General features: G+C 42.5%; 18 protein-coding genes. 7 read left to right on the top strand and 11 right to left on the bottom strand.

The window, feature by feature from the left end; all coding sequences use genetic code 11:
• Positions 1-375: 375 nt before the first annotated feature.
• The gene (locus V7K30_RS26810) at positions 376-6,114 is read right to left on the bottom strand and encodes an ATP-binding sensor histidine kinase (protein ID WP_335004527.1); all 5,739 of its coding nucleotides are present in this window, start codon (positions 6,112-6,114) and stop codon (positions 376-378) included.
• A gap of 451 nt (positions 6,115-6,565) precedes the next feature.
• On the opposite strand from V7K30_RS26810, the gene V7K30_RS26805 reads away from it, so the two are divergent.
• Positions 6,566-7,615: a molybdopterin-dependent oxidoreductase gene (locus V7K30_RS26805; RefSeq protein ID WP_335004526.1), complete on the top strand. Its 1,050-nt coding sequence runs from the start codon at positions 6,566-6,568 to the stop codon at positions 7,613-7,615.
• Positions 7,616-7,635: 20 nt separating this feature from the next.
• On the opposite strand, the gene V7K30_RS26800 is transcribed toward V7K30_RS26805, so the two are convergent.
• Complete coding sequence (locus tag V7K30_RS26800) at positions 7,636-8,379, bottom strand: hypothetical protein (protein ID WP_335004524.1); 744 nt, start codon at positions 8,377-8,379, stop codon at positions 7,636-7,638.
• A 495-nt stretch (positions 8,380-8,874) separates the two neighbouring features.
• On the bottom strand, positions 8,875-9,123 hold the full coding sequence (locus V7K30_RS26795) for a hypothetical protein (RefSeq protein ID WP_335004522.1): 249 nt from the start codon (positions 9,121-9,123) through the stop codon (positions 8,875-8,877).
• Positions 9,124-9,340: 217 nt separating this feature from the next.
• Between V7K30_RS26795 and V7K30_RS26790 the strand changes: the two genes are divergently transcribed.
• Together V7K30_RS26790 and V7K30_RS26785 are read left to right on the top strand one after the other, a co-directional pair.
• Entirely contained in the window at positions 9,341-9,730 is a 390-nt protein-coding gene (locus V7K30_RS26790) for a hypothetical protein (RefSeq protein WP_335004520.1), read from the top strand.
• 249 nt (positions 9,731-9,979) lie between these two features.
• Positions 9,980-10,948, top strand: a complete 969-nt coding sequence (locus V7K30_RS26785) for a tetratricopeptide repeat protein (protein WP_335004518.1) — start codon at positions 9,980-9,982, stop codon at positions 10,946-10,948.
• 119 nt (positions 10,949-11,067) lie between these two features.
• Here the strand turns inward: V7K30_RS26785 and V7K30_RS26780 are convergent, their stop codons facing one another.
• Complete coding sequence (locus tag V7K30_RS26780) at positions 11,068-11,682, bottom strand: DUF411 domain-containing protein (RefSeq protein ID WP_335004516.1); 615 nt, start codon at positions 11,680-11,682, stop codon at positions 11,068-11,070.
• 108 nt (positions 11,683-11,790) lie between these two features.
• Positions 11,791-11,919 (bottom strand): hypothetical protein, encoded by a 129-nt coding sequence (locus V7K30_RS26775; RefSeq protein ID WP_335004514.1) that lies wholly within the window; start codon positions 11,917-11,919, stop codon positions 11,791-11,793.
• 173 nt (positions 11,920-12,092) lie between these two features.
• Between V7K30_RS26775 and V7K30_RS26770 the strand changes: the two genes are divergently transcribed.
• Positions 12,093-13,034 carry a DNA polymerase III subunit delta' gene (locus V7K30_RS26770; protein ID WP_335004618.1) on the top strand — a complete coding sequence of 314 codons (942 nt, stop codon included), beginning with the start codon at positions 12,093-12,095 and terminating at the stop codon, positions 13,032-13,034.
• A 272-nt stretch (positions 13,035-13,306) separates the two neighbouring features.
• Positions 13,307-13,927 carry a hypothetical protein gene (locus V7K30_RS26765; protein ID WP_335004512.1) on the top strand — a complete coding sequence of 207 codons (621 nt, stop codon included), beginning with the start codon at positions 13,307-13,309 and terminating at the stop codon, positions 13,925-13,927.
• Between the two features lie 267 nt (positions 13,928-14,194).
• Here the strand turns inward: V7K30_RS26765 and V7K30_RS26760 are convergent, their stop codons facing one another.
• From V7K30_RS26760 to mnmG, 5 genes are all read right to left on the bottom strand, one after another.
• Complete coding sequence (locus V7K30_RS26760) at positions 14,195-15,172, bottom strand: bestrophin family protein (RefSeq protein WP_335004510.1); 978 nt, start codon at positions 15,170-15,172, stop codon at positions 14,195-14,197.
• Between the two features lie 702 nt (positions 15,173-15,874).
• The gene (locus tag V7K30_RS26755) at positions 15,875-16,003 is read right to left on the bottom strand and encodes a hypothetical protein (protein WP_335004508.1); all 129 of its coding nucleotides are present in this window, start codon (positions 16,001-16,003) and stop codon (positions 15,875-15,877) included.
• A 132-nt stretch (positions 16,004-16,135) separates the two neighbouring features.
• Positions 16,136-17,491: a hypothetical protein gene (locus V7K30_RS26750; RefSeq protein ID WP_335004506.1), complete on the bottom strand. Its 1,356-nt coding sequence runs from the start codon at positions 17,489-17,491 to the stop codon at positions 16,136-16,138.
• Between the two features lie 60 nt (positions 17,492-17,551).
• Positions 17,552-17,674, bottom strand: a complete 123-nt coding sequence (locus V7K30_RS26745; protein WP_335004504.1) for a hypothetical protein — start codon at positions 17,672-17,674, stop codon at positions 17,552-17,554.
• 47 nt (positions 17,675-17,721) lie between these two features.
• The gene (gene mnmG, locus V7K30_RS26740; RefSeq protein ID WP_335004616.1) at positions 17,722-19,644 is read right to left on the bottom strand and encodes a tRNA uridine-5-carboxymethylaminomethyl(34) synthesis enzyme MnmG; all 1,923 of its coding nucleotides are present in this window, start codon (positions 19,642-19,644) and stop codon (positions 17,722-17,724) included.
• Positions 19,645-20,050: 406 nt separating this feature from the next.
• Between mnmG and V7K30_RS26735 the strand changes: the two genes are divergently transcribed.
• Together V7K30_RS26735 and V7K30_RS26730 are read left to right on the top strand one after the other, a co-directional pair.
• The gene (locus V7K30_RS26735; protein ID WP_335004502.1) at positions 20,051-20,923 is read left to right on the top strand and encodes a D-alanyl-D-alanine carboxypeptidase family protein; all 873 of its coding nucleotides are present in this window, start codon (positions 20,051-20,053) and stop codon (positions 20,921-20,923) included.
• A 63-nt stretch (positions 20,924-20,986) separates the two neighbouring features.
• The gene (locus V7K30_RS26730) at positions 20,987-21,139 is read left to right on the top strand and encodes a hypothetical protein (RefSeq protein WP_335004500.1); all 153 of its coding nucleotides are present in this window, start codon (positions 20,987-20,989) and stop codon (positions 21,137-21,139) included.
• Between the two features lie 21 nt (positions 21,140-21,160).
• Here V7K30_RS26730 and V7K30_RS26725 read toward each other — a convergent pair whose 3' ends face one another.
• Complete coding sequence (locus V7K30_RS26725; protein ID WP_335004614.1) at positions 21,161-21,457, bottom strand: TIGR03985 family CRISPR-associated protein; 297 nt, start codon at positions 21,455-21,457, stop codon at positions 21,161-21,163.
• Between the last annotated feature and the right edge of the window lie 38 nt (positions 21,458-21,495).

Genomic DNA, 21,495 nt, shown 5'->3' with positions numbered 1-21,495 from the left:
CTGACAAATCAAAATCCCAACACTTTAGCAAATACTTTTTCCCCGTCACTGATTCTCGATGAAATCGAAAAAGTAAAACGACAGTCTCACAAAGGTTTCAGCGTTAGCAGAGAAGCTTTTTAGCGGCTTGCCGTAGGCATCGCGTTCAGAGAAAATGGATAAAGTCGAGCTAAGAGAGGGATACTTTTAAGTCTCTTTTTGCCACTACTCGTCAGTTGGGAATCAGCTTTTTTGAGTATGTGCGTGATTGGATTTCTCATAGGGGAATAATCCCAATCGCCACTATTATTCGGGATAAATCTTCTCTCAATCTTTTTGGTTGGTCATGGCAACAAGAATCAATGCCTACGCCGACTAATTGAGCCGATACTAGCCTCACAGAGAATTGGTATTATTTAAGGGGAGATAAAGGAAAAACTCCGCTCCTTTTCCTGGTGACGATATTACACTTAGTTGTCCCCCATGTTTTTCCATAATAGAGTAGCTAATCGATAATCCCAAGCCTGTTCCTCGACCAACAGGTTTTGTTGTAAAAAATGGGTCAAATAGACGCTGCTTCACTTCCTCAGACATCCCAGACCCATTATCTGCAATTTGAATGGTTACTGTATCGGCATCAGTCATGTTGGTACGAATTCGGATGGTGGGAATTGCTGTTTGTCCATATTCAGTTGTGATTGCTCTTTCATTTGTTGTAAATGATGAATCCAAGGCATCGATAGCATTGCTGAGAATATTCATAAACACCTGATTGATTTGGCTGGCATAGCAGTTAACTTCTGGCAACTGTGCATATTCCTTAATCACATCGATCACGGGGCGGTGTGCTTTCTCTTCTACGCGGTGCTGTAAAATTAGTAAGGTGCTGTCGATGCCTTCGTGAATATTGACAGGTTTCGTTTGGGACTCATCCAGACGCGAGAAGTTGCGGAGAGAAAGGACAATTTGGCGGATGCGATCCGCTCCCACTTTCATTGATTGCAGCAATTTTTGTAGGTCTGACTTGAGGAACTTGAAATCTATTGCCTCTAGTTCTTCTTGAATCTCAGCGAATGGTTGAGGATAGTAGTGCTGATAGCGCTCAACCAAGCGCAGTAACTCTTGACAATACTCATTGGTATAGGTGAGGTTGCCATAAATAAAGTTAATCGGGTTATTAATTTCGTGGGCAACACCTGCCACCATTTGTCCCAAGGAAGACATTTTTTCAGTTTGAATCAGTTGGGTTTGCGTGTGTTTAAGTTCCTCTAAAGTTTCCGACAAATGCTGATTTTTCTCATTCAACTCAAGAGTTCTTTGCTGTACCTTGTCTTCCAAGGTATGGCTGTAGTCCTCTAATTGAACTTTTGCCACGGCTAGATTGCTATACAACATAGCATTTTGCAGGGAGATGGCAGCTTGTGCTGTGAGCAGCCGCAAAATCTCAAGACGGTTTTGGGTGAAGGCTCCAGTCGTCAAACTGTTTTCCAGGTAGAGGATGCCAATGAGCTGGCCACGATTGTGAATGGGCATACATAGCAAGCTTTTGGGTTGCCATTGAATGATGTAGGGATCGTTGGCGAAGGTGGTTTCTGTGCGAGCATCATCTAGTACCAGAGTTTCGGAGGTACGTGAGACATAGTTCACAACCGCTTTGGGAATATTCTGGCTGGCTGAAAGAGGAAAGGGGCAATGGTTCATGATCCCAAGCTTTTCACCCGCTTGCTCTTCTGACTGGGGAATTGGATTTGTGTAGCTTGCTGCCTTCGGCATCGCCATTTTGCCAGTCGGGTTGCTGGTTCTCTGAGCCACAACCACCCAGTTATCCTCTTGAAGCAGCAGGAGTACGGATTTTTCAGCTCCGGCATTTTCGATTACGACTTGCATCAGGGTCGTCAACAGCTTTTCTAATTCAATTTCTCCAGCCAGTGCATGAGAGGCTTTGATCACCGTTGCTAAATCTAACGCTTCAGATCCACTGGAAGTAGTGTGTCCCAATCCGATTGTAGTAGTTTGGGTGAGGGTTGAAGAACCAGTTTCCTGCGGCTGTTGGATCGTAGCCAATAATTGAGGATATTGATGTGACAACTGCTTGACTTTAGCTACCGCTCCCCAGTTGAGGTAATTATAATAGGCATTTGCCAGGTACATTTGAGCGATTGGCTGTTTATTCCATTCCAGGTAAAATCGGGCAGCCAGTTCATTGGCGAGGGCTTCTTCCTGAATGTATCCATTTACTTTTGCCCCAGCGATCGCGCGATCATAGAGATCCAGTGCCTGCGCGATTTGTCCCAACACTCGGCATTGTTCGGCTTTTACCAGTTCAAATTTGTGCAAATAATTCATGGGTGCGTGGTGCGCCCAAATCTGCATTTTTCCCTGGTTGTCTGTCACCCGTTCCAGCAGTGTTTCTCGCCAAGAAGTTGTAGCCGTAGAATACTCTGCCAGAGCCGTCAGTGAATCATAGAAATAAAACATCGGCACAGTGGCATAGCCCATGCCTGCAAGTAGATATTTTCTAGCTTGAGCGGCTGTTTCCACTGCTTGAGAGAGGTTTTCAAACAGATAACAGAGAATCAACTTGTGGAGCCAGAAGTAGTGAAGCCCAGTCAACTCATTGGCATTAACCAGTTGGGTCACAAATTTGGCTTCGTTAAGGGCCTCACCTGTTAAAATGCAGGGATTTTCAGCTTTGCCAAGCAAGTTCAAAACTGTTTGCCAGAAGATGCGGCAGTAGTTGAGGGTCGTGCCTTGCTTAAAATTTTCCAAAATATGACTGTAAGCCCCGATGTCTTCCTCTAACGAGTTCAGTTCTCGACCCAGGAAATAAGAATACTGGCAAATGTCTTTCGCATTGAAGCCTACGTAGTATACATTTCCGGTTTCTAGGGCAATCTTGTAGCCCTCCAGCATGAGCTGTAAGGATTTTTGCAGAGGAGACTTTAAATAGGTAATGAAAGCACCCACAACATAAAATACAGTGGGTTTGATATCACTAATATTAAATTTGTCCGTTAATGCCAAGGCAAGGTTGCCCACTTGATCGGCTGTTTCAATATCTTGAAGAATTCCGTTTAAAAGAATGCCATAGCAGGCATAACAGAAGGCAGAAAATGGGGCATTGCCATACTGAATCGACGCTTTGACTTGAGACAGGATAAGTAGCGGAAACAGATTTGGCTCGGCGATGTAAACGGCTGGAGCAACGTTTGCCACAATTCGGGTAACTGCCAGCTTGTCTTTTGCTGTCATCACGGGTAAGTCAACCAAGGAAGCAATCTCACGTCCATTAATTAGGGCAGCAGTTTCCTGAAGGGCTTGCTGAATATCGTGGAAAGTGGGTGTTTCTGGGAAAACCACGTCGAACTGACTCATTCCCTGGCGGGCGAGCGCGATCGCGCCTAGCACATCATTTTGAGCTGTATATGCCTGGATTTTGGTTTCGTAAATGCTGACTTGATCCAGTGGAGTTTTGGTTTGCTGCATCACTGTTTGAGCCAATTCTTCCATCTTTTCATAGGCATCACAAAGGTAAGCAGCCTCAGCGGCTGATTCGTGCAGTGCTAGAGACAATTCATACTGGCTTTGCCAACAGCCGGATCTCAATAAACGAATCCCAGTGGTCAAATACTCAATTGCTACCCGGTAAGCCGTGGAAGACTTGGCTTTGCGTCCTGCCAGCAGGTTGAGTTGTACCAGTTGATCGCGATCCGCCTGGGATGCGGTCAGTTCTATGCCAATATTTAGTTGGTTGACAATTTCAAAAATGATCTTTTCTCGCTCAGTTTCCGGGGTATTGCTTAACAGCAATTGACCAATCTTGAGGTGAGTTGCTGCTTTTTGATTCGCCGGAATTAGTGAATAAGCGGCTTGTTGAATGCGATCGTGGAGAAATTTGTAAGCAATAGTTATTGATCCGTTGCTATTTGTGATTTGCGGGTTTGTCAGTTGTCCCTTGTCAGGCAGTGCGTTGCTTTGGTTCCCAAAGTTGTAGTAACTACCGAACCCGTAAGGGTCATTCGTCATTGGCAGATTGTTCTCAACAGATGACAAATCACCCATGACAGCAGACTCATTCTGAAAGAATTTATACCCTTCGCCACTGGGCAAGATTAATCCATCCTTAAGAGCTGGCCACAGATCCGCAGCCGTCTGTGCTGGAGATTTTTCATAGACAACCGCCAGGGTTTCTAAATCAAATTGATTGCCGACACACGCAGCCAGTTTCAGAACATCCTGAGTCTGCGGTAGTAATTTCTGGAGTTGCAGCGCCACAAACTCCACAATATCTTCTGTAAAAGAAAGCGCCCGGATTTGAGCAATATTACACTGCCAACTGCCTATTCTAGTCCCAAACGTGATCAGCCCATCTTCATGCAGCGATTTGAGAAACTGGCTAGTGAAAAATGGATTGCCTTTGGTCTTTTGATACACCAGATTTGCGATCGCTAGTGCTTGTTCTGGTGAATATTTGAGGGTATCTGCAATCAGTTGATTGAGGTCAGTCTGGGTAAGCACAGAAAGGACAATACTATTAACTGTAATTGCCTCTTGACGCATCTCGTCAATGGTCAACATCAGGGGATGTGCAGATGAAACCTCATTATCCCGATATGCTCCAATCACTAGCAAATAAAAGTTGCTTGCTTCACTCATCAACAGATGCATCAGATTTAATGAAGCGGAGTCTGCCCACTGTAAATCATCGAGGAAAATGACGAGGGGATGGTCTTGGGTTGTGAATACTTGAATGAATTTCACAAACAGCAAATTGAAGCGGCTTTGGACAGCACTGCCCGATAATTCCGGAACGGAGGGCTGTTTACCAATGATGCGTTCGAGTTCTGGAATCACCTCAATAATCACCTGACCACTCTCACCCAATGCGGATAAAATTTGGGTTTTCCACTGCTCAATTTGAGTATCACTCTCTGTCAAGAGTTGTGCCATTAAGTCCCGAAACGCTTGCACCAAAGCAAAAAAGGGAATATTACGATTAAATTGATCGAATTTGCCCTTGATAAAGTATCCCCGCTGACGGGTGATCGGTTTGTGAACTTCGTTGACAATTGCCGTTTTACCAATGCCAGAGGAACCCACCACCAGCATTAGTTCAGAAGTTCCCTGGCGCACCCGCTCAAAGCTTGCTAGCAACATTGCGACTTCTACTTGACGACCGTAGAGTTTTTCGGGAATCACAAAGCGATCGCAAACATCCCGCTGTCCTAGCCCAAACGGCACAATATTGCTGCTTTCCTGCAATTGCTCCAAACAGGTTTCCAAATCATGCTTTAGCCCTAATGCACTCTGATAGCGGTCTTCGGCATTCTTCGCCATCAGTTTAATTACAATATCTGAAACTGCCTTAGGAATTTGGAATTGCTCCAAAGGAGCAGGTTGTTTCGCGATATGGCAATGCACCAATTCCATCAAATCATCAGATTGAAATGGCAATTGCCCCGTCAACAACTCATAGAATGTGACTCCAAGAGAATAGAAGTCAGTGCGGTAATCAATCCCCCGGTTCATTCGCCCGGTTTGTTCGGGGGAGAGATAGGCGAGGGTTCCTTCTAAAATAGTCGGGCTGATTGAAAGTTGGGTAACTCTTGGCAGCAGTGAAGCAATGCTAAAGTCGATGAGTTTGACTTGCTTGGTGGTAGGATTGATCAGGATATTGGCGGGTTTGATATCCTTGTGGATAATTTGGTGATGATAGAGATCACCCAGAATATCGGCAAGCGCGATCGCAATCTGTAAAAACTCAGTCAATAAATAAGGATGAAGGGGTAAGGAATTTTCCTGATTTCCTGTCTCGCTGAGTCCTTTCCTTGTAAAAGCGGTGTACTCGTTCAAAGAAACTCCGCCAAAGTCTTCTAAAATAAGGGCAAGTCGATTTTGGCAACTCTCCAGGCTGTAGACCTGGACAACCCCAGAGACATTTAAGATTTTCGCAATTGTGTACTGATTTTTGAATTGGCTCAATTCAATCAGACTGGGATAGCAACTTTTAAGGAGTTTGATGACAACTGGGGTTTGATCAATCTCTCGCCAACCTCGATAAACCAGGGTGCGAGTGCTGGTGTAAATGCTTTCACCAATCCGATAGCCGGGAAGATCAACTCGATTCTCTAGCATAATTATTGCTACTGGATAACCTGAGTTCAGTTTTCCCTAATTCACTGGTAATATTACAATTTATACGTCAAATGGGTATGACTATAGTGGTAAGCTACAGTCCAGTCATAATATATAGCAGTTTTCTTTTGCATGAAGTACAAAGCTGCGGGTTTTGAAAAAGAGGCAAGGGAGCAGCGGGGATAGAAAACAATTGGGATTCGACCCCACAGCCACGAGAACCACTTATAAGAAGTGGGGGACTCAGATCCATGTTCCGATACAGCTTCACAGATCTTGGATGGGGTCATTTCCCCTTGCTCCCTGCCCCCATCCAAGAGCCTCAACGAAGAGGCAGGAGGTAGAAACTCTTTATATCTGATGCGTGAGTCCTGCATTTTGTACCTCACTTATTTGCAAACTGCTGTAAGTAAGAGAATGTTTGAAAAGTTGTTGATGGAGCGTTACTCAAATGAGTGAGTTCGGCAAAACTTTAGAAGACAAGAGCATGAGCTATGTTGGAACGATTACAAAATTTCCACTGGGTGTTCACGATCTCAAGTCTTTTATTACTTCTGAGAACCATCTGTTCGTTCTCAGCCATATGGGAATCCCAGCCATTGATATCGATCAATGGAGGTTGAAAATTTCGGGATTAGTAGAGCAGAGTCTTGAGTTGTCATATGAGAATTTGCTGAGTCTGGAGTATCAGGAGTTAACAGTTTTCCACCAATGTTCAGGCAATCCGCTTCAACCCAAGGTTCCCACAAGACTCATTAGTAATGTTAGATGGGGTGGAGTTTCGCTCAGAGCAATTCTTAATCAATTGCAAGTCAAACCTGAAGCTCGTTATGTCTGGTTTGTCGGACTTGACCAGGGTGTTTATGAAGGAGTTTCTAGCGATTCATATATTAAAGATATTCCGATCGCAAAAGCCTTGGGTCAGGATGTGCTTCTGGCGTACAAGCTTAACGGTGAACCTCTTTCAGCAGAGCGAGGTTTTCCGTTGCGGCTTGTTGTTCCCGGCTACTATGGTACTAACTTAGTGAAGTGGCTCTCGAATATTTATGTCACAGATCAGCGATCGCTAGGAACCTTTACAACAACCTTCTATAACGATCAAGTTGGAGGCGATAGTGCGACTTTAAAACCTGTTTGGGAAGTTGCACCGGAGTCTGTAATTGTTCATCCTTACCAAAATGAGGTATTAAATCTTCAACCTCAAACACATTGGGGCTGGGCATGGGCATCCAGTGGCATCCGGTCGGTTGATGTCAGTACAGATGGTGGCATCACCTGGCAAGCGGCTGAAGTTGAAGCACGGTTGCAATATGCATGGCAACGATTTACATTTCAATGGATTCCACCAACGCCAGGAAAATATAGCTTGATGAGCCGAGCCACTGACTGTGATGGAGCAATTCAACCGATTCAGGAAGAGCGCAATGCTATTTATACAGTAGCAGTCACCGTTAAAGAAGCGACGGTAGAAGGTTTTGAACCCTTTACCATCGCAGAATGACCGAAAACTGAGCAGATAGCTTAGACAGTTCTTAGCGATCGCTCTAGTTGATAGACTTTAGAAAAGGGTTCTTGATAAGAATGGGTCTTAATATAGACCAAAAACTCATTGACCAAATCTGTAAAATACTCAAACGCCACATCAATCAATTCAAGTGCTTGTTGACGAATCTCGTCCGACACCTCAATCTCTTTCATTATTTGCACAGAAGCGGGAGTATGGAGAGTATGGGTATTTTCTATATGGTTATGACGCATACCGAAGTAACGGAACTCTGCTTGAGTCATTTCTTGCAGTTGCAGGGCCGCAGACATGGTTGAACGGAAAAAGACATTCGCTGTCACCTCAGATACCTCAATGGCAACCAATTTTATGATCGGATCTGCTCCACGAGTATACCTCTCAAACAGAGGAAACATAGAACGGGAAACCTTGGTATCCTCACTCCAAAGGAATCGCACCGCATCACTGAACCGCATAGGATAGTCAATCCCCATCTTCTCCATATCTTCCAGTAACCATTGCCAGTGGAAATGTTCTTCGTGCGTATGCAGATTAACCATTTCTTGAATGTAATTAGTCGTTGGCTCATCTCTGAGAACTCGTTTGCACAACTCACTGAACTCCAGTGCCAGTGGAGCAATTACAGGTGCAAATGCCAGCCTCTGCCGTGGATCAATCATCTCGTCTTTCATATACTCAAAGAACGTCAACTGAGCATACTCTTGGTTCTTCTGCTCAATCAACTCAAGAATTGATTTCATTTCAAGGCTCCTAAAAGCAATAGATAAGGGGCTGCTAATCGGCTTGTTATCCGATCAGACCTAGCACTGTGCCACCTGGGTCAAATCATAACTTTAAATATTTTTAATCAGAAACCGTATAATCATTGATGTGTTGCAAATTATTCCTGTGTTAAGGACTGTGCTTTTACCGATAAATTGACCGAAATGTGAATCGTAACCTGACCAAATGTGACTTCAAGTAAAAAATTGCCGAAATGTAAAGTAAAAGGTTGCCAAATCCAGATCCTAACTAGTTTCGGTCTTTGTGATGGCGCGATCGCACAAAACAAAACCGTCCTAGCCACAGTGGGCAGGACGGTTTTATTCTTGATCTGGTATATCGTCCAAAGTTTCAGCTAACAGTCTCTGCAAATCATTTATCTCTACTGTTAGTTCCTTGCTGTTGTTTAGGCTGGCTTCAAGTTGCTTTTGCTGATGATTCAATCAGACTTAAGCAAGTTTCGTATAATTCTTTCAGCCTCCGATAAATTCCCCCAATAGTTGCTTGTCCTTGAGGAGTAACCCGTGTTCTAGCTTGATTTCTCGCCTCGCTATCTGGGTAAAAAACTCCGTTCGAGTCATTCCTAGTTGAGACGCTTTGTTTTTCAGTGCTTCCCAGTCTTGAGGCGACATCCTGAGAGGCGAATTGAGAGTGCGATCGCGGCAATTTCTGCAATGCTTGGGCAACTCAAGAGGGGAATTGAAAATTGCATAAATGTTCAACTCGCCTCAGTTAAGTACTTGAAAATATCAACCAATCTGTTCTTTGTCTGGACTTAACGGAGTCTCGATTGCTCTTTGTCTCGCTCAATTAGCTCACCCTTTTGGGTGAGTCATATATCAACCGATCAGATGACCTGACTGAAGGAAGCTGAAATTAATAATAAAGAGGACTCTATTACTAAAGAACACCGATCGCATTTTACCTAAAAATAACCTTATGAAACTTGTTACCTTAATAAATTCTGCACTCATTGTTGCTTCTATTACTCTTGTACCTGGAATTGCTGGCGCTCAAACAGCTACTACCAAAAGTAGTGAAATAGCTATTAACTCTAACAATTTATCCAGAAACTCTACTTCTGTTAGTTACCTCCAGCCTTTCAATCTAGTTAATTTTGCTTATCAGGGAGGTCTTAAGCAGCACGGGATTCCTAGTGGAGAAGCGCTAGTATTTGAAACTCAGAACAGAAATATTATTGCAAAAGATTTGGTGAAGGCTGCTGTTAATGCAGATAAATTACCATCACAAGTTTTAAACGACCAAAATTATTTAAGTGCTGTTAATTTACAACTCAATGCATTGCCTGATTATGCGGCTGCTGATTGATTTGGTTTTTCTTGTATCTTTTTATAAAGCTAAATTTCTCAACATCCTATATTCGGACGCTTGTTACTAATATAAATAAAAGCCTTTTATACACAGGAATTACTGTGTATAAAATAAAATTTAATATTGAAGAACAATTTCTAGATTTTGAAAAAAGTTGTGGCTATAAGTTACACTTCTGGTGTGCGAAAGGCACAGAAAATTGTATAATCAACAGCCATCAACCAAAAATTTCGTTTTCTATAGAGAATGACAGAAGTAATTAGATCCGGGAGCCTAAATAACATTGAGTCCATTGAGTTTGAAGAGCGGTGCTTGCACAAAGCCAGAGAAACAGGCGATCGCAATGGCGAAGTCATTTGTTTAGCAAGTTTGGGCAACGCTTACCAGTCAATTGGGGAGTACCACCTGGCAATTGAGTTTTATCAGCAGTGGTTGGATATAGCTAGAGAAATAGGCGATCGCTTCGGGGAAGCCAAATCTTTATCTGGGTTGGGTAACGCTTACCAATCACTGGGTAAATACCAGCGAGCGATTGAATTTTATCACCAGTGGTTGAGTATCACCAGGAAAATAGGCGATGCCGAAGGCGGGCAAAGCCAACGCACTGGGGAAGGCATTTGCTTGGGAAGTTTGGGCAATACTTATGAATACCTGGGCAAGTACGAGCAAGCGATTGAGTTTTATCAGCAGTGGTTGACTATAACGAAGAAAACAGGCGATTGGACTGAGGAATGCATTTGCCTGGGAAGTTTGGGCAATACTTATGAATCATTGGGGCAGTACCAACTGGCAATTGAGTTTTACCAGCGATGGTTACAGCTGGCAAGATTCCTTAGCGATCGCAATGGAGAAGCCATGGCCTTAAGTGGGTTGGGAAGTGCTTATAAGGCTCTGAGACAGTACCAAAGGGCGGTTGAGTTTCATCAGTATTCATTAGAGATCAGAAGGGATATTGATGACCGAAATGGGGAAGCAAACGCCTGGTTTAATTTGGGTCTGGTGTTAGAAAAAATCAATCGACAATCAGAAGCGATGGATGCTTTTTGCAATGCCAGCAAAATATATCACGCAATGGGACTCGATGCAAGCCTGCAAGATTGTAATCATGCGATTGAGCTTCTTTCTCAAAATGTTGCAAGCGCAGCGTCTGGCTTCTGGTTTGGGAGATGGTTAAGTCATTTGTCGCAGTTGATCAAAGCTGGTTCTAACCAGTAACATCTCTCACCACTGATTCAGGTAATGTGAGGAAGTTTTAAAAGCTTTTGGCGAATTTTAATCGCCAAAATACATGAAAATCCACTTTTAAAACATCCTCTGAATACAGCGAGATTACATTAAGAAGACGGATATTTATTGAATACCGCAACTGAGTCTTTGCGATCAAAAGAAAACACAGAAAACGCGTCTTTTCGATTCCCCATCTCCATCCCAGGAGTGCCTACGGGCATTTGGGGAACAGATAAACCAGCAACATTTGGCTTTTCTTGAAGCAGACGTTTGATGTCGTCTGCTGGGACGTGTCCTTCAATCACATATCCATTAACAATTGCTGTGTGACAAGATGACAAGTTATCTGGCACGTTGTACTTTTGTTTGACTGTTTCGATGTCAGGCGTGGGAAAGTCTGTGATTTGAAAACCTTGTGTCTTTAAGTGGTCAATCCACCCGCCACAACAATTACAATCGGGACTGTGATATACAGTGGCATTTAGCACTGTTGGTTTTAATGGTGTTTGTTTATCCTGGATGCGCCTAGTGGTACTTACCAGTTGAGCATTAGCAACAGAACCAGGAAAAACAGCTTGAGCATGACTCATAGGAGCAGTGCTTCCCAAGATACCCAACACCCCTACTGTTAAACAAATTATTACTACTACTCGCACAGCAGCACGTACCAAGATGGGAGATAACCATTTTTGCCAGCAATAAATAAATTGTTTGTACGACATCTGAGACTTCCTAAGTACAACACTGCATAAATTTGTTGTAACAAATTCTCTTCAAAAAAACTCTGCGTACCTTTGCGTTTACTTTGCCCCCCTCTGCGTTTAAAAACACTACGCATCGGCTGACAATGCCATTGCATCAGCTGACAATGCCATTGCATCGGCTGACAATGCCATTGTATCGCTTGACAATGCTATTGCATCAGCTGACAATGCCATTGCATCGCTTGACAATGCCATTGCATCCCTCTGCATTTAAAAAGGCTACGGCCCTTACACAGTAGAAGTCATTGCAACAGTGCTAGTATGTCAAATATTGGTATTTTGTAGCTTTTAAATTGTCGTTCTGGACAACTTAGAAGCTACATCAGCCCTCTGTTTTCATATTCTTGTTTTGGCGAAGGTACTGAACTATTAACCCATTTGCACCAATTGTAGGACAACAGCAAGCCATAGAATTACTCACTCAGGCAGTCAGACAAAACCGGATTGCTCCAGCCTATCTATTTGTGGGGCCAGATGGTGTAGGAAGGAGTTTAGCAGCCAAGTGTTTTGTGGAATTGCTATTTTCTAGTGAGATGGGAGTGACTGCGGCTTTACAAAACCGTTTACGTCAGGGGAACCACCCAGCTTTGTTGTGGGTGCAACCAACGTACCAACACCAAGGACAACGATTAACAGCAGCAGAAGCGGTCGAGAAAGGACTTAAGCGTAAGGCACCACCTGTAATTCGGCTAGAGCAAATTCGGGAAATTACCGAGTTTCTCAGTCGGCCACCCTTGGAAGCACCGAGGAATGTGGTAGTGCTGGAAGAAGCCCAAACAATGGCAGAAGCCGCAGCAAATGCTTTACTTAAAACCTTGGAAGAACCGGGACAGGCGACGTTAATTTTAATTGCACCTACGCCTGAGTCTGTTTTGCCAACTTTGGTGTCACGCTGTCAACGCATTCCTTTTTATCGCTTAGATGCACAGTCTTTGGCTGTTGTACTCACACAAACTAGTCATCAAGAAATTTTGCAAAATCAGGCAGTATTGAGCATAGCAGCTGGCAGTGCGGGAAGTGCGATCGCATCTTATGAACAATTACAAGCTATTCCCTCGGAGTTACTCGAAGACTTGAAAAAAGCCCCTGCTTCCTACCGCAAAGCCTTGGAGTTAGCCAAAAAAATTGATAAAGATTTAGATACAGAAGCACAACTGTGGTTAATTGATTATCTTCAGCAATTCTACTGGCAGCAGTGGCATCAACCTACCATCATTCACCAGCTAGAACAAGCTCGTAAATACTTACTTGCTTACGCTCAACCACGGCTAGTTTGGGAATGTCTGCTTTTATCTGTATACCAAAAATAAAATCGCATTCACGAAGTTTTGCACAAAAACCTCAAACTATGAAAGCAATATTAAATAATATTACTTAAGTAACCGTACATATTTAGTACTAATGTATGCTTGATAGCAAGCTACGTAAAGCATCTCGTAAAGAATGCGGCAAATCAAAAGACATCGCCCCAAGACACAGGGATTTGCTCAATTGTCAAAGCTTCATAGCAAACAAAAGTCTTGCGGGGGATGACTAGTAAAGGCTGTCCGATTATTGTCTTTGAAGATTGTACCCCTGACTTATGATGAACTTACCGCAGACAATTCCAGTTCTTCTTTTAGGGACTAGCTTGGCTGTGCTTTCCCCTCAAGTTTGTGCTGCTTTCACCGTTCAAGAGGTAGCTAGCCTTGCCCAAGCATTAAGCGATTTGCCAGTAGTCAAATCAGCAGGACTGTCCCCCGATATGGATGTGCCTTGGTCGAAACCCGTGAGAATCGTTGACCCTTTTGAAGGGGAGTTTCTTGGGGTTTTCGACCGCAACTCTTTAGGTGGCTATTTGTATCGTGAGGATTCAAAGCAAGTTATTAGTTTGTGGACTCTTTCGAGCATTCGAGTCCTCGTAACAGTAAATTTAGATCAAGCAAGGTCTTCTTTCTACACCGCAGGTCGTGTGTATCCCAGACCTGACTATCGTAGGTTTGTCACTACTAAGAAAGTCGATAAACTTTTGCTTAAGGTTAGGCAAAAGGTTTTTCAATTAGACGGTTCAACCGGCACGTTTGCTGTCAGTCAAGAATTAGCCACTGCTTTGAAAAATGCTCCAGACAAGAATTTAGACATCAGACTAGTCTTAGAAGGAGGTCAAACTGTTGATAGCGAAATTGGCAAAGAGACGGTGAAAGCTTGGCGAAACATTTATTAAGCGATGTCTCAGGGTGGGCTACTTATTGTGCATTTTTAAGTTAACTATTATCTATTATTAAGAAAGTACAAAATTTTCTCTCCTATCATCAATAATTTATCTGGTAAAACTTGTTTATAGTTCAATACGCTTGGGTTAAAGCCAAAAACCAAAACCAGCGTAGGTTGGGTTTCGTTCCTCAACCCAACCTACGCTGGTTTGTTGGGTAACACGAATGTTCAACCCAACCTACAACTATCCTTAACCCAAGCGTATTGGTTTATAGTTTTAGGAAGAACGAACATTGTTAGAAGCAAGTCTGATTAATTCTTCAACATTGTTTGAGATTGTATTGCAAATCGCATTTAAAGGTAAGTCATTGGGATCAAACCCGAAAGGTTCTTCGATTTCTGAGCCAATTTGTTCAATACTTAATAATGTAAAACTTACAAAAGCCATTATTATACCAGTCCACCAATTCAAAAAGCTAACAATTTCTAAAGGTAATATCAGACAAAAAATTAATAACAGTTGTCTGAGTTTAATAGTATATATCAAAGGTAGTGGCGTTTTTAAAATGCGTTCGCAACCACCTAAAATATCTACTAAATCATCTACGCAGTTATGTAGAGTAGTTAGTTGATAGACATTTAGAGAATTCCGGTCATGCTGATACTGCAAGTAATCTCCTATCCAGTAAGCAATTTGTAGTGGAGGATGATTAGTATCTTGGAGTTGTAAATATTGTTTTTCAGACATTAAGGATGCTAACTGAGTGTCTAAAGGCACTGATCTTAGATGCAACTTCATTGCAAATGCAAAAGCAGTTACTAACCGAAGTATTGCCTCTTTTTCTCCTCTATCTTGCGGTGTCTTTTCTTTAACTATTATCCAAACTCCACGAGTTAAGTTACGAGATGTATTAACTAAACCTCCCCATAGTTGACGACCTTCCCAAAATCTCTCATGGGCTGTATTCGTCCGAAAAACTAATAGTAATGTAAAACCAATATTAAAACTTAAAACAGCATTAGTAAGAATACTGCTGGAGTTGGAAAATGCTATTGGGAAACCTAAATGATAGAGAAATGATATTAAAATACCATATCCAGTGCAAAAAAGTACCCAAGGAAGAATGATAGAAATAATTGACCTTTCAAGCCGAAGAGTTACTTGAAGCCAGTTCAATTTTTCGCCCTTGTAAAGGTGATACTTTTCTATTAAAGAGTTTTTGGAATTATTTTGAAAATAGTTAGGTCGTTTCATATTGGTAAGGTTTGACGATTACATCAATTAGCTAACTAACTTTATTTAGCAAAAGTTATCTTGCTTAAGCAAGATAGGTGCAAGATGTAGGTTTTCAAATAGCGACCGTCGTGCAACTATAATCAACATAAATCCTAGTTTTAACATTGAAATTTATTTCTGTGAACCCTCTTTAGGTAGGGAAGTTCATGAGTGTTTTCCAATTCTTCACCATAAACTTGGTTTTCTGCTTATATTGCTTAAAGTTTGTGTTAATTCACTGTTTTATAAGATAGTTAGGCAAAATTTAGATTTATTTATCGTAAATACTCACTTTTTCTCACTGACAGGGCAGAAAACAAGGAAATATCCTAAAACTTGTTATATCTAAAATTTTTCAAAAATAGAATGCTGACGATTCAGTGGTCAATTTATGCTTTATTTATCTTGAGATTAAGAACGCACAACTTCAATCAATAATTAAGTCCATACTCTTATCCTTGATTGTTGCTACCTTTGTTCATGAACTTGGAACCTTGATGATAGGAGATGTAGAAATTAAGATCCGAGATTCATCGGATTCATAACAATGTATCTAATCACCAGATAAATAGATATGGTAATGACTGTAGGGGCGTACAGGTGTCAACTTAAGCTAAAACTCCTTTAAAACCTCGTTTCTAGCCAGAGGCTAGAAATGTACTTCTAATTGCGGCTCTGCCGCTAGTCTTGAGGCGGCAGCCCCCCATAGGCATTCACAGCCGGAGACTGGGAACGAGACACGAAATAATCTCTAAAAACTGGTTCTAGGCTGGCTTTCACCTTAAGTTGACACCAATGTCCAGGTGTCACCCCTACCTATGTATCTGTATCAGCTATTTCATTAAACTTATAATTAGGCAAATATGATATGACGCAATGTGCAATTTAGAGTTTATCATTGCAATATTTTGGTGCGTAGAAGAGTTGCTGACAGAAGAACTTTCACAATTTCTGCCCTGCGTAAATCGAACGCACTTCGCCGTTACGCCGGATGACAGCTTCGCCATTACTAACCTCTACTAGTGTCCAACCGCTTGAGCCGATACTTTCACCCATATTGATGCGGCGAGTCACGCCATCAATTTTAAACAAAGCGGCAGATTTGTTGCCCAACTCTAGCAACCCCTCTAAGGTATTACTAGGAGCATCTGCGATCGCAGTTGGGGGATATACTTGTTCCTGGGTAATAGTTGGTTCTGACTCTGGGGCGAGTGCAGCACGCAATGGAACTACTGGTAATGCAGGCAGAGGCTTGGGTGTTTGCCGCACGGTAATGGGTGCAGTTTTTGCCGCTACAGGTTTGAGTTCGGCTCGTACAGCCGCAGCTAACATGTTGACGCTTACAGGCTTGGCAGCTTGTCGCACTGTATTCAGGGCAGTTTTCACAGCATTAGGTTGATATCCCTTTAACGCATTGGCAACTTGTGGTAAAAGTGTGGGAGTCCCAGGAATAGCCGGAAGCGCGTAGCGCATTGGCGACGGCGCTTGATAAACGGGGACGTAGATGCGCTCAACAACGCTTCCAGAACGGTTAGGGGCTGGTGGTGTATTGTTAGTTAAAAGTGGAAGTGGTGGTAGATTACCAGTTGTTTGCTGATTACCAAGGGCTATTTGGTTAGTACTTGCCTGATTGAAGAATCGCGGGCTGAGAGATTTTTGATTACTTTTTGTTCCTTGCTTATCTATAACTGCCAGCGCTCCGAGCATATAGTCAACTAACTCTGCCTCAATTTCTGTTTTTACAGGCAACTGTGACTGCGGTTGCGGCATTAGAAGAGCTGACTCAGGCAATTTGGTATTTAAAAGATATATGACTCCAGACTGTATCAGGTAGATAATACCAGCGATCGCCACGCCTAAAGTTGTTCCCACAATCAGCAGTTTGCCCAAAGTCCGGCTACTTTTGTGACGCTTTTTACTAACTGGTTTAACGGTAGCGGTGTCAAACACAACAGTACTCAAGTGCTTGTGGTTATCTTGAGCAACTGACTGTACTGGTTGGTTGAGTGTGTTCGGTAAGATAATCTGCGGTATCGTAACTGTTTGCAGCACGTTTTCTGGAGGCGACTGGCGTTGAGCTTGGGGGTAAACCCCAGCAACAGACTGCCATTTGTTCTGACTACTGTGCCTAACGGTTTCAGAAGGCAGATTACCACTAACATCCAGAATGTAGTCGATATCGGCAAAGAGTTCATCCATTAGGCCATCAGCATAGTTTTCTATCGACCAAGGCTCGTTGGCGATTAAGTCTTCTGATGGTTCGGGTACTATGAGACGGGTGCTGGCTTCTTGTAACATAGACGTTCTGGGTTGTTGCTAGGACGAGGAAACGCCGCGCCTACTGCCTGGGAGTTAGGATTACAGATGAAATATCCAATCCGCCGTCTTATTGAGACGAGTTGGTTGAGCGCTGGTATTAAAATCAACTTTAATCTGGGGATTGCTGATGATAGCAGTACTAATATTTATGTCATCTATCATACCAATCTCCCTCCCTACTACTATACTCAGTCTTTATGAAGTTGGTGTTAAGCTAATGCTGGAAACCCTGACTGGCTCTTGCTTCTACGCAATTCTAAATATAATAATAAAGCGTTAACATCGGCTGGGTTTACACCACCAATACGTGCAGCTTGACCAAGAGTGAGTGGTTTTACGTGAGTCAGCTTTTCCCGTGCCTCTTTGGAAAGAGTATCAATTTTTGTGTAGTCCAAATCCGCAGGTAACTGGCGGTGCGCTTGGCGGGCAATTTGGTCAATCTGATTTTGTTGCCTAGCGAGATAGCCAGAATACTTGATGTCAATTTCTGCGCCTTCTTTCTCGGCGCGGTTGAGGTTGGGGTTTCCCAGTCCGAACCTGTCGAGGTCAACGTAATGGAATCCCGGACGCCGCAGTAAGTCATTGAGGGTAATTGAACCTTTAATTGCTTGCTGGGTATTAGATGCGATCGCTATTCCAATTTCATCATGTTCTTTGACTCGTGTAACTTGCAATCTTTGTTTTTCTGTGGTAATATTCACCTGTTTTTGGGTAAATAGATCCCAGCGGCGATCGTCAATCAAACCAATTTCTCGTCCCAAGGGTGTCAGGCGTTGGTCGGCATTGTCAGAACGCAATAGCAATCGGTACTCTGACCTACTGGTAAGCATCCGGTAAGGTTCCCGCAGGTCTTTTGTACACAGGTCATCAACTAGCGTCCCAATGTAACTTTGCTCGCGGGCAAAGACAATCATTTCTTGAGAGCGAACAAATCGAGCTGCGTTAATTCCCGCCACAAGCCCTTGGGCTGCGGCTTCTTCATAACCTGTGGTGCCGTTAATCTGCCCAGCACAAAACAGTCCCGCAACCTGCTTGGTCATCAATGTGGGGTAACACTGAGTTGCAGGTAAATAGTCATATTCCACAGCATAGGCGGGACGCAGCATCACACATTTTTCCAAACCGGGGAGAGTCCGCAACATATGCAATTGCAAATTTTCTGGTAATCCTGTGGAAAACCCTTGGATATAAAGTTCGGGTATATTCCTTCCTTCTGGTTCAATAAAGATTTGGTGGCTTTCCTTATCGGCAAAGCGCACAATTTTATCTTCAATACTGGGACAATAACGCGGCCCTTTGGCTTCCACCCAACCGCCATAAACTGGCGACAGGTGCAAATTTTCCTGAATTAAGCGATGGGTTTCGGCGGTTGTGCGGGTGATGTAGCAAGGCATCTGTTCCCGTTCTACCCACACATCGGGGTCAAAGCTAAACCAGCGCACATCTTCATCCCCTGGCTGGATTAGCATTTTACTGTAATCTACCGATCGCTTGTCTACCCTGGCTGGAGTTCCAGTTTTGAGTCTTCCAGTTTCAAATCCCAGGCGATTTAAGGTTTGTGTCAATCCTTCAGCCGCAAATTCCCCAGCCCGTCCGGCTGGCATTGATTTGTTACCAACCCAAATTTTGCCTCCCAGGAAGGTGCCAGTTGTCAAGATGACCGCTTTACATTGGAACCCCACACCAAAATAAGTTTCAACGCCGATGACTTGATCATTAGCGCCCAGCACCAAATCTGTAACCATACTTTCGCGGATTGTCAAGTTTTCTTGGTTCTCGACAATGCTTTTCATCACCGCTGCATATTCGCGCTTGTCCGTCTGGGCGCGTAATGCCCAAACAGCAGGCCCCCGTGAAGAGTTGAGGATACGTTTTTGCAGGTAGGTGCGGTCTGCTACTTTACCAATTTCTCCGCCGAGTGCATCTACCTCATGGGTCAGCTGGGATTTGGCCGGGCCACCCACTGCTGGGTTACAAGGTTGCCAAGCGATTTTATCCAAGTTGAGCGTCAATAACAGGGTACGACAACCGAGGCGTGCAGAGGCGAGAGCTGCTTCGCAACCGGAGTGACCTGCACCGACGACTATGACATCAAAAGCGTCTTGGAATTCAACGGAATTGTGCATGGTCATACTTACAGGATCGGCAAGCTTAGAGTTCTTTTCAATTTTAGCTGTTCCAGTGGTTTCATGGATGTAACTTTCTGATAAAAAAGTTATCAAATTTACTAGTACTCAATGAAAGACAAATTTATATTTTTAAACTTGAGTATTAAGTAAAAAATATAATGTTTTTTAAGAATCGTGGCAATGTTCCGGTTTATTTATCACAGCTATTTTTTACATGGTTAGCCATAAACACAAATTAATTGATCGTAGGTATATATTAGATATCTTGCACAAATTTTATAGAACCAGAAATCAACATTGATGAATTATCTATGTCATCTCTATAATCTGTAGTTTCAACTCCTCAATAACAGATTTTTCCAAAACGCCCATTACTTTTATCTTGAATCAACTAAGCAATTATTTAAAAATGAAACTCTCCCTCAAGAAGAAAAAAAATGTTACTAAAACTATTAGAAAAGCAACTTTCATCAGTATAGTTATCTTGATGATTTTTGTCTTAGTAGCCAGTAATGAGATTTCCCACAACAAATTAGCTAGAACTGCCCAACCATTAAACGGATGCTTGGCTACTGATTTATTACCTTGTACAGATGCCTCTAAAGAGAAAATATTAGAACCATTTCTTCCCAACCCAGAATTAAATGAGCAACAGCGTTTTTTATCTGCGATCGCTAGAAAGTTACCCACAATTCCCCAGCCTGGTAGTTATGAATATATTTTGCTCAGGGCATATGGCGCAGTCTTTGTAAATCAAGATGTTGGGATTAAACTGCCGCAAAAAGATATCTTGGCGAATGAACAAGAAACTCAAGAATTTCAAGCTACTTTAACAATGGCTCATGTTGATGGCACTAACGACTGTTACTTACAAAAATCCGCGGCTGACGCTTTAAATAAAGCGCGAATCCAACAACATATCTCGCTAAAGTCTGGTTATGGTTCTGGTGATTGTACTCGCACTTTCGACACGAATTTAAAATTTTGGCACAAATATGCTGACAATCAAGTTTTAGCAAAAGTTCAACAGGGCAGAGAAACAAAAATTCTCGGTTTGGTTGCACCTCCTGGAACTTCACAACATCTCTGGGGATTAGCAATTGATTTACGTGTATCTAACCAAGAACAGAGAAAAGCTCTTAATCAAAATGGTTGGTTTCAAACTGTAGAAAACGATGTTCCGCATTGGACTTATGTCGGTTTATCTGAAGAGAATTTACCTCTGTTTGGTTTTAAAAAACAAGCTATTCGGGGCATTAGTTATTGGATTACGCCACTATAATTGTTAGACAGCATCAAAACTTGGGAATACTAACCTTAAATGTGTATTGTCAGGGATTTAGCTATGCCAAACGAAGCTGCTAACCAGGAGCAAACCTTCCTGATAGATTTATTAAAAGCAACTTATCAGAATCAGGAAGTATATCCAATTTTGCAACATAACTTAAGTAAACTAAATGATAACTTAGCTTTAATGTTGCGTAAATGGGTAATTTAATACAACTAATGACAATCAATCTTAGAATCGCGTTTTATATAAATTCCAAGTATTTTGGATTTCTAAGGACATTTCTTCTCTTAATTCCCAAGGTAATAAAACTTCTACTTTTGACCCTAACGCCCGTAACCATCTAACAACATAGTAGTCTGTTACTCGGTAATCTACTTTGTAGTAAGCATCAGTGGTAGGACGAGATTTGAGAATGTCTAAAATAGCCTTTCTACGTTCAAGGTTAAGTGTATATTGTTGAGTTAATTTGTCTGTTTGATCATAGCTAATTTTAGTAAATGTATCATGAATACTAATTTTCTCAATATAGCCTTGATGACAAGATAAGACATACAGACAGCGTG

Source organism: Nostoc sp., assembly GCF_036917655.1.
Classification (GTDB): Bacteria; Cyanobacteriota; Cyanobacteriia; order Cyanobacteriales; family Nostocaceae; genus Nostoc.
The sequence above is the reverse complement of the archived record's forward strand: the minus strand, read 5'-3'. Positions and strand labels throughout refer to the sequence as shown.

What these genes read in the sequence shown, in the direction of transcription:
- V7K30_RS26810 (WP_335004527.1), bottom strand. Translation starts at nt 6,114, where the DNA reads ATGCTAGAGAATCGAGTTGATCTTCCCGGCTATCGGATTGGTGAAAGC.
- V7K30_RS26805 (WP_335004526.1), top strand. Translation starts at nt 6,566, where the DNA reads ATGAGTGAGTTCGGCAAAACTTTAGAAGACAAGAGCATGAGCTATGTT.
- V7K30_RS26800 (WP_335004524.1), bottom strand. Translation starts at nt 8,379, where the DNA reads ATGAAATCAATTCTTGAGTTGATTGAGCAGAAGAACCAAGAGTATGCT.
- V7K30_RS26790 (WP_335004520.1), top strand. Translation starts at nt 9,341, where the DNA reads ATGAAACTTGTTACCTTAATAAATTCTGCACTCATTGTTGCTTCTATT.
- V7K30_RS26785 (WP_335004518.1), top strand. Translation starts at nt 9,980, where the DNA reads ATGACAGAAGTAATTAGATCCGGGAGCCTAAATAACATTGAGTCCATT.
- V7K30_RS26780 (WP_335004516.1), bottom strand. Translation starts at nt 11,682, where the DNA reads ATGTCGTACAAACAATTTATTTATTGCTGGCAAAAATGGTTATCTCCC.
- V7K30_RS26775 (WP_335004514.1), bottom strand. Translation starts at nt 11,919, where the DNA reads ATGGCATTGTCAAGCGATGCAATGGCATTGTCAGCTGATGCAATAGCA.
- V7K30_RS26765 (WP_335004512.1), top strand. Translation starts at nt 13,307, where the DNA reads ATGATGAACTTACCGCAGACAATTCCAGTTCTTCTTTTAGGGACTAGC.
- V7K30_RS26760 (WP_335004510.1), bottom strand. Translation starts at nt 15,172, where the DNA reads ATGAAACGACCTAACTATTTTCAAAATAATTCCAAAAACTCTTTAATA.
- V7K30_RS26750 (WP_335004506.1), bottom strand. Translation starts at nt 17,491, where the DNA reads ATGTTACAAGAAGCCAGCACCCGTCTCATAGTACCCGAACCATCAGAA.
- V7K30_RS26745 (WP_335004504.1), bottom strand. Translation starts at nt 17,674, where the DNA reads ATGATAGATGACATAAATATTAGTACTGCTATCATCAGCAATCCCCAG.
- mnmG (WP_335004616.1), bottom strand. Translation starts at nt 19,644, where the DNA reads ATGACCATGCACAATTCCGTTGAATTCCAAGACGCTTTTGATGTCATA.
- V7K30_RS26735 (WP_335004502.1), top strand. Translation starts at nt 20,051, where the DNA reads ATGAAACTCTCCCTCAAGAAGAAAAAAAATGTTACTAAAACTATTAGA.
- V7K30_RS26730 (WP_335004500.1), top strand. Translation starts at nt 20,987, where the DNA reads ATGCCAAACGAAGCTGCTAACCAGGAGCAAACCTTCCTGATAGATTTA.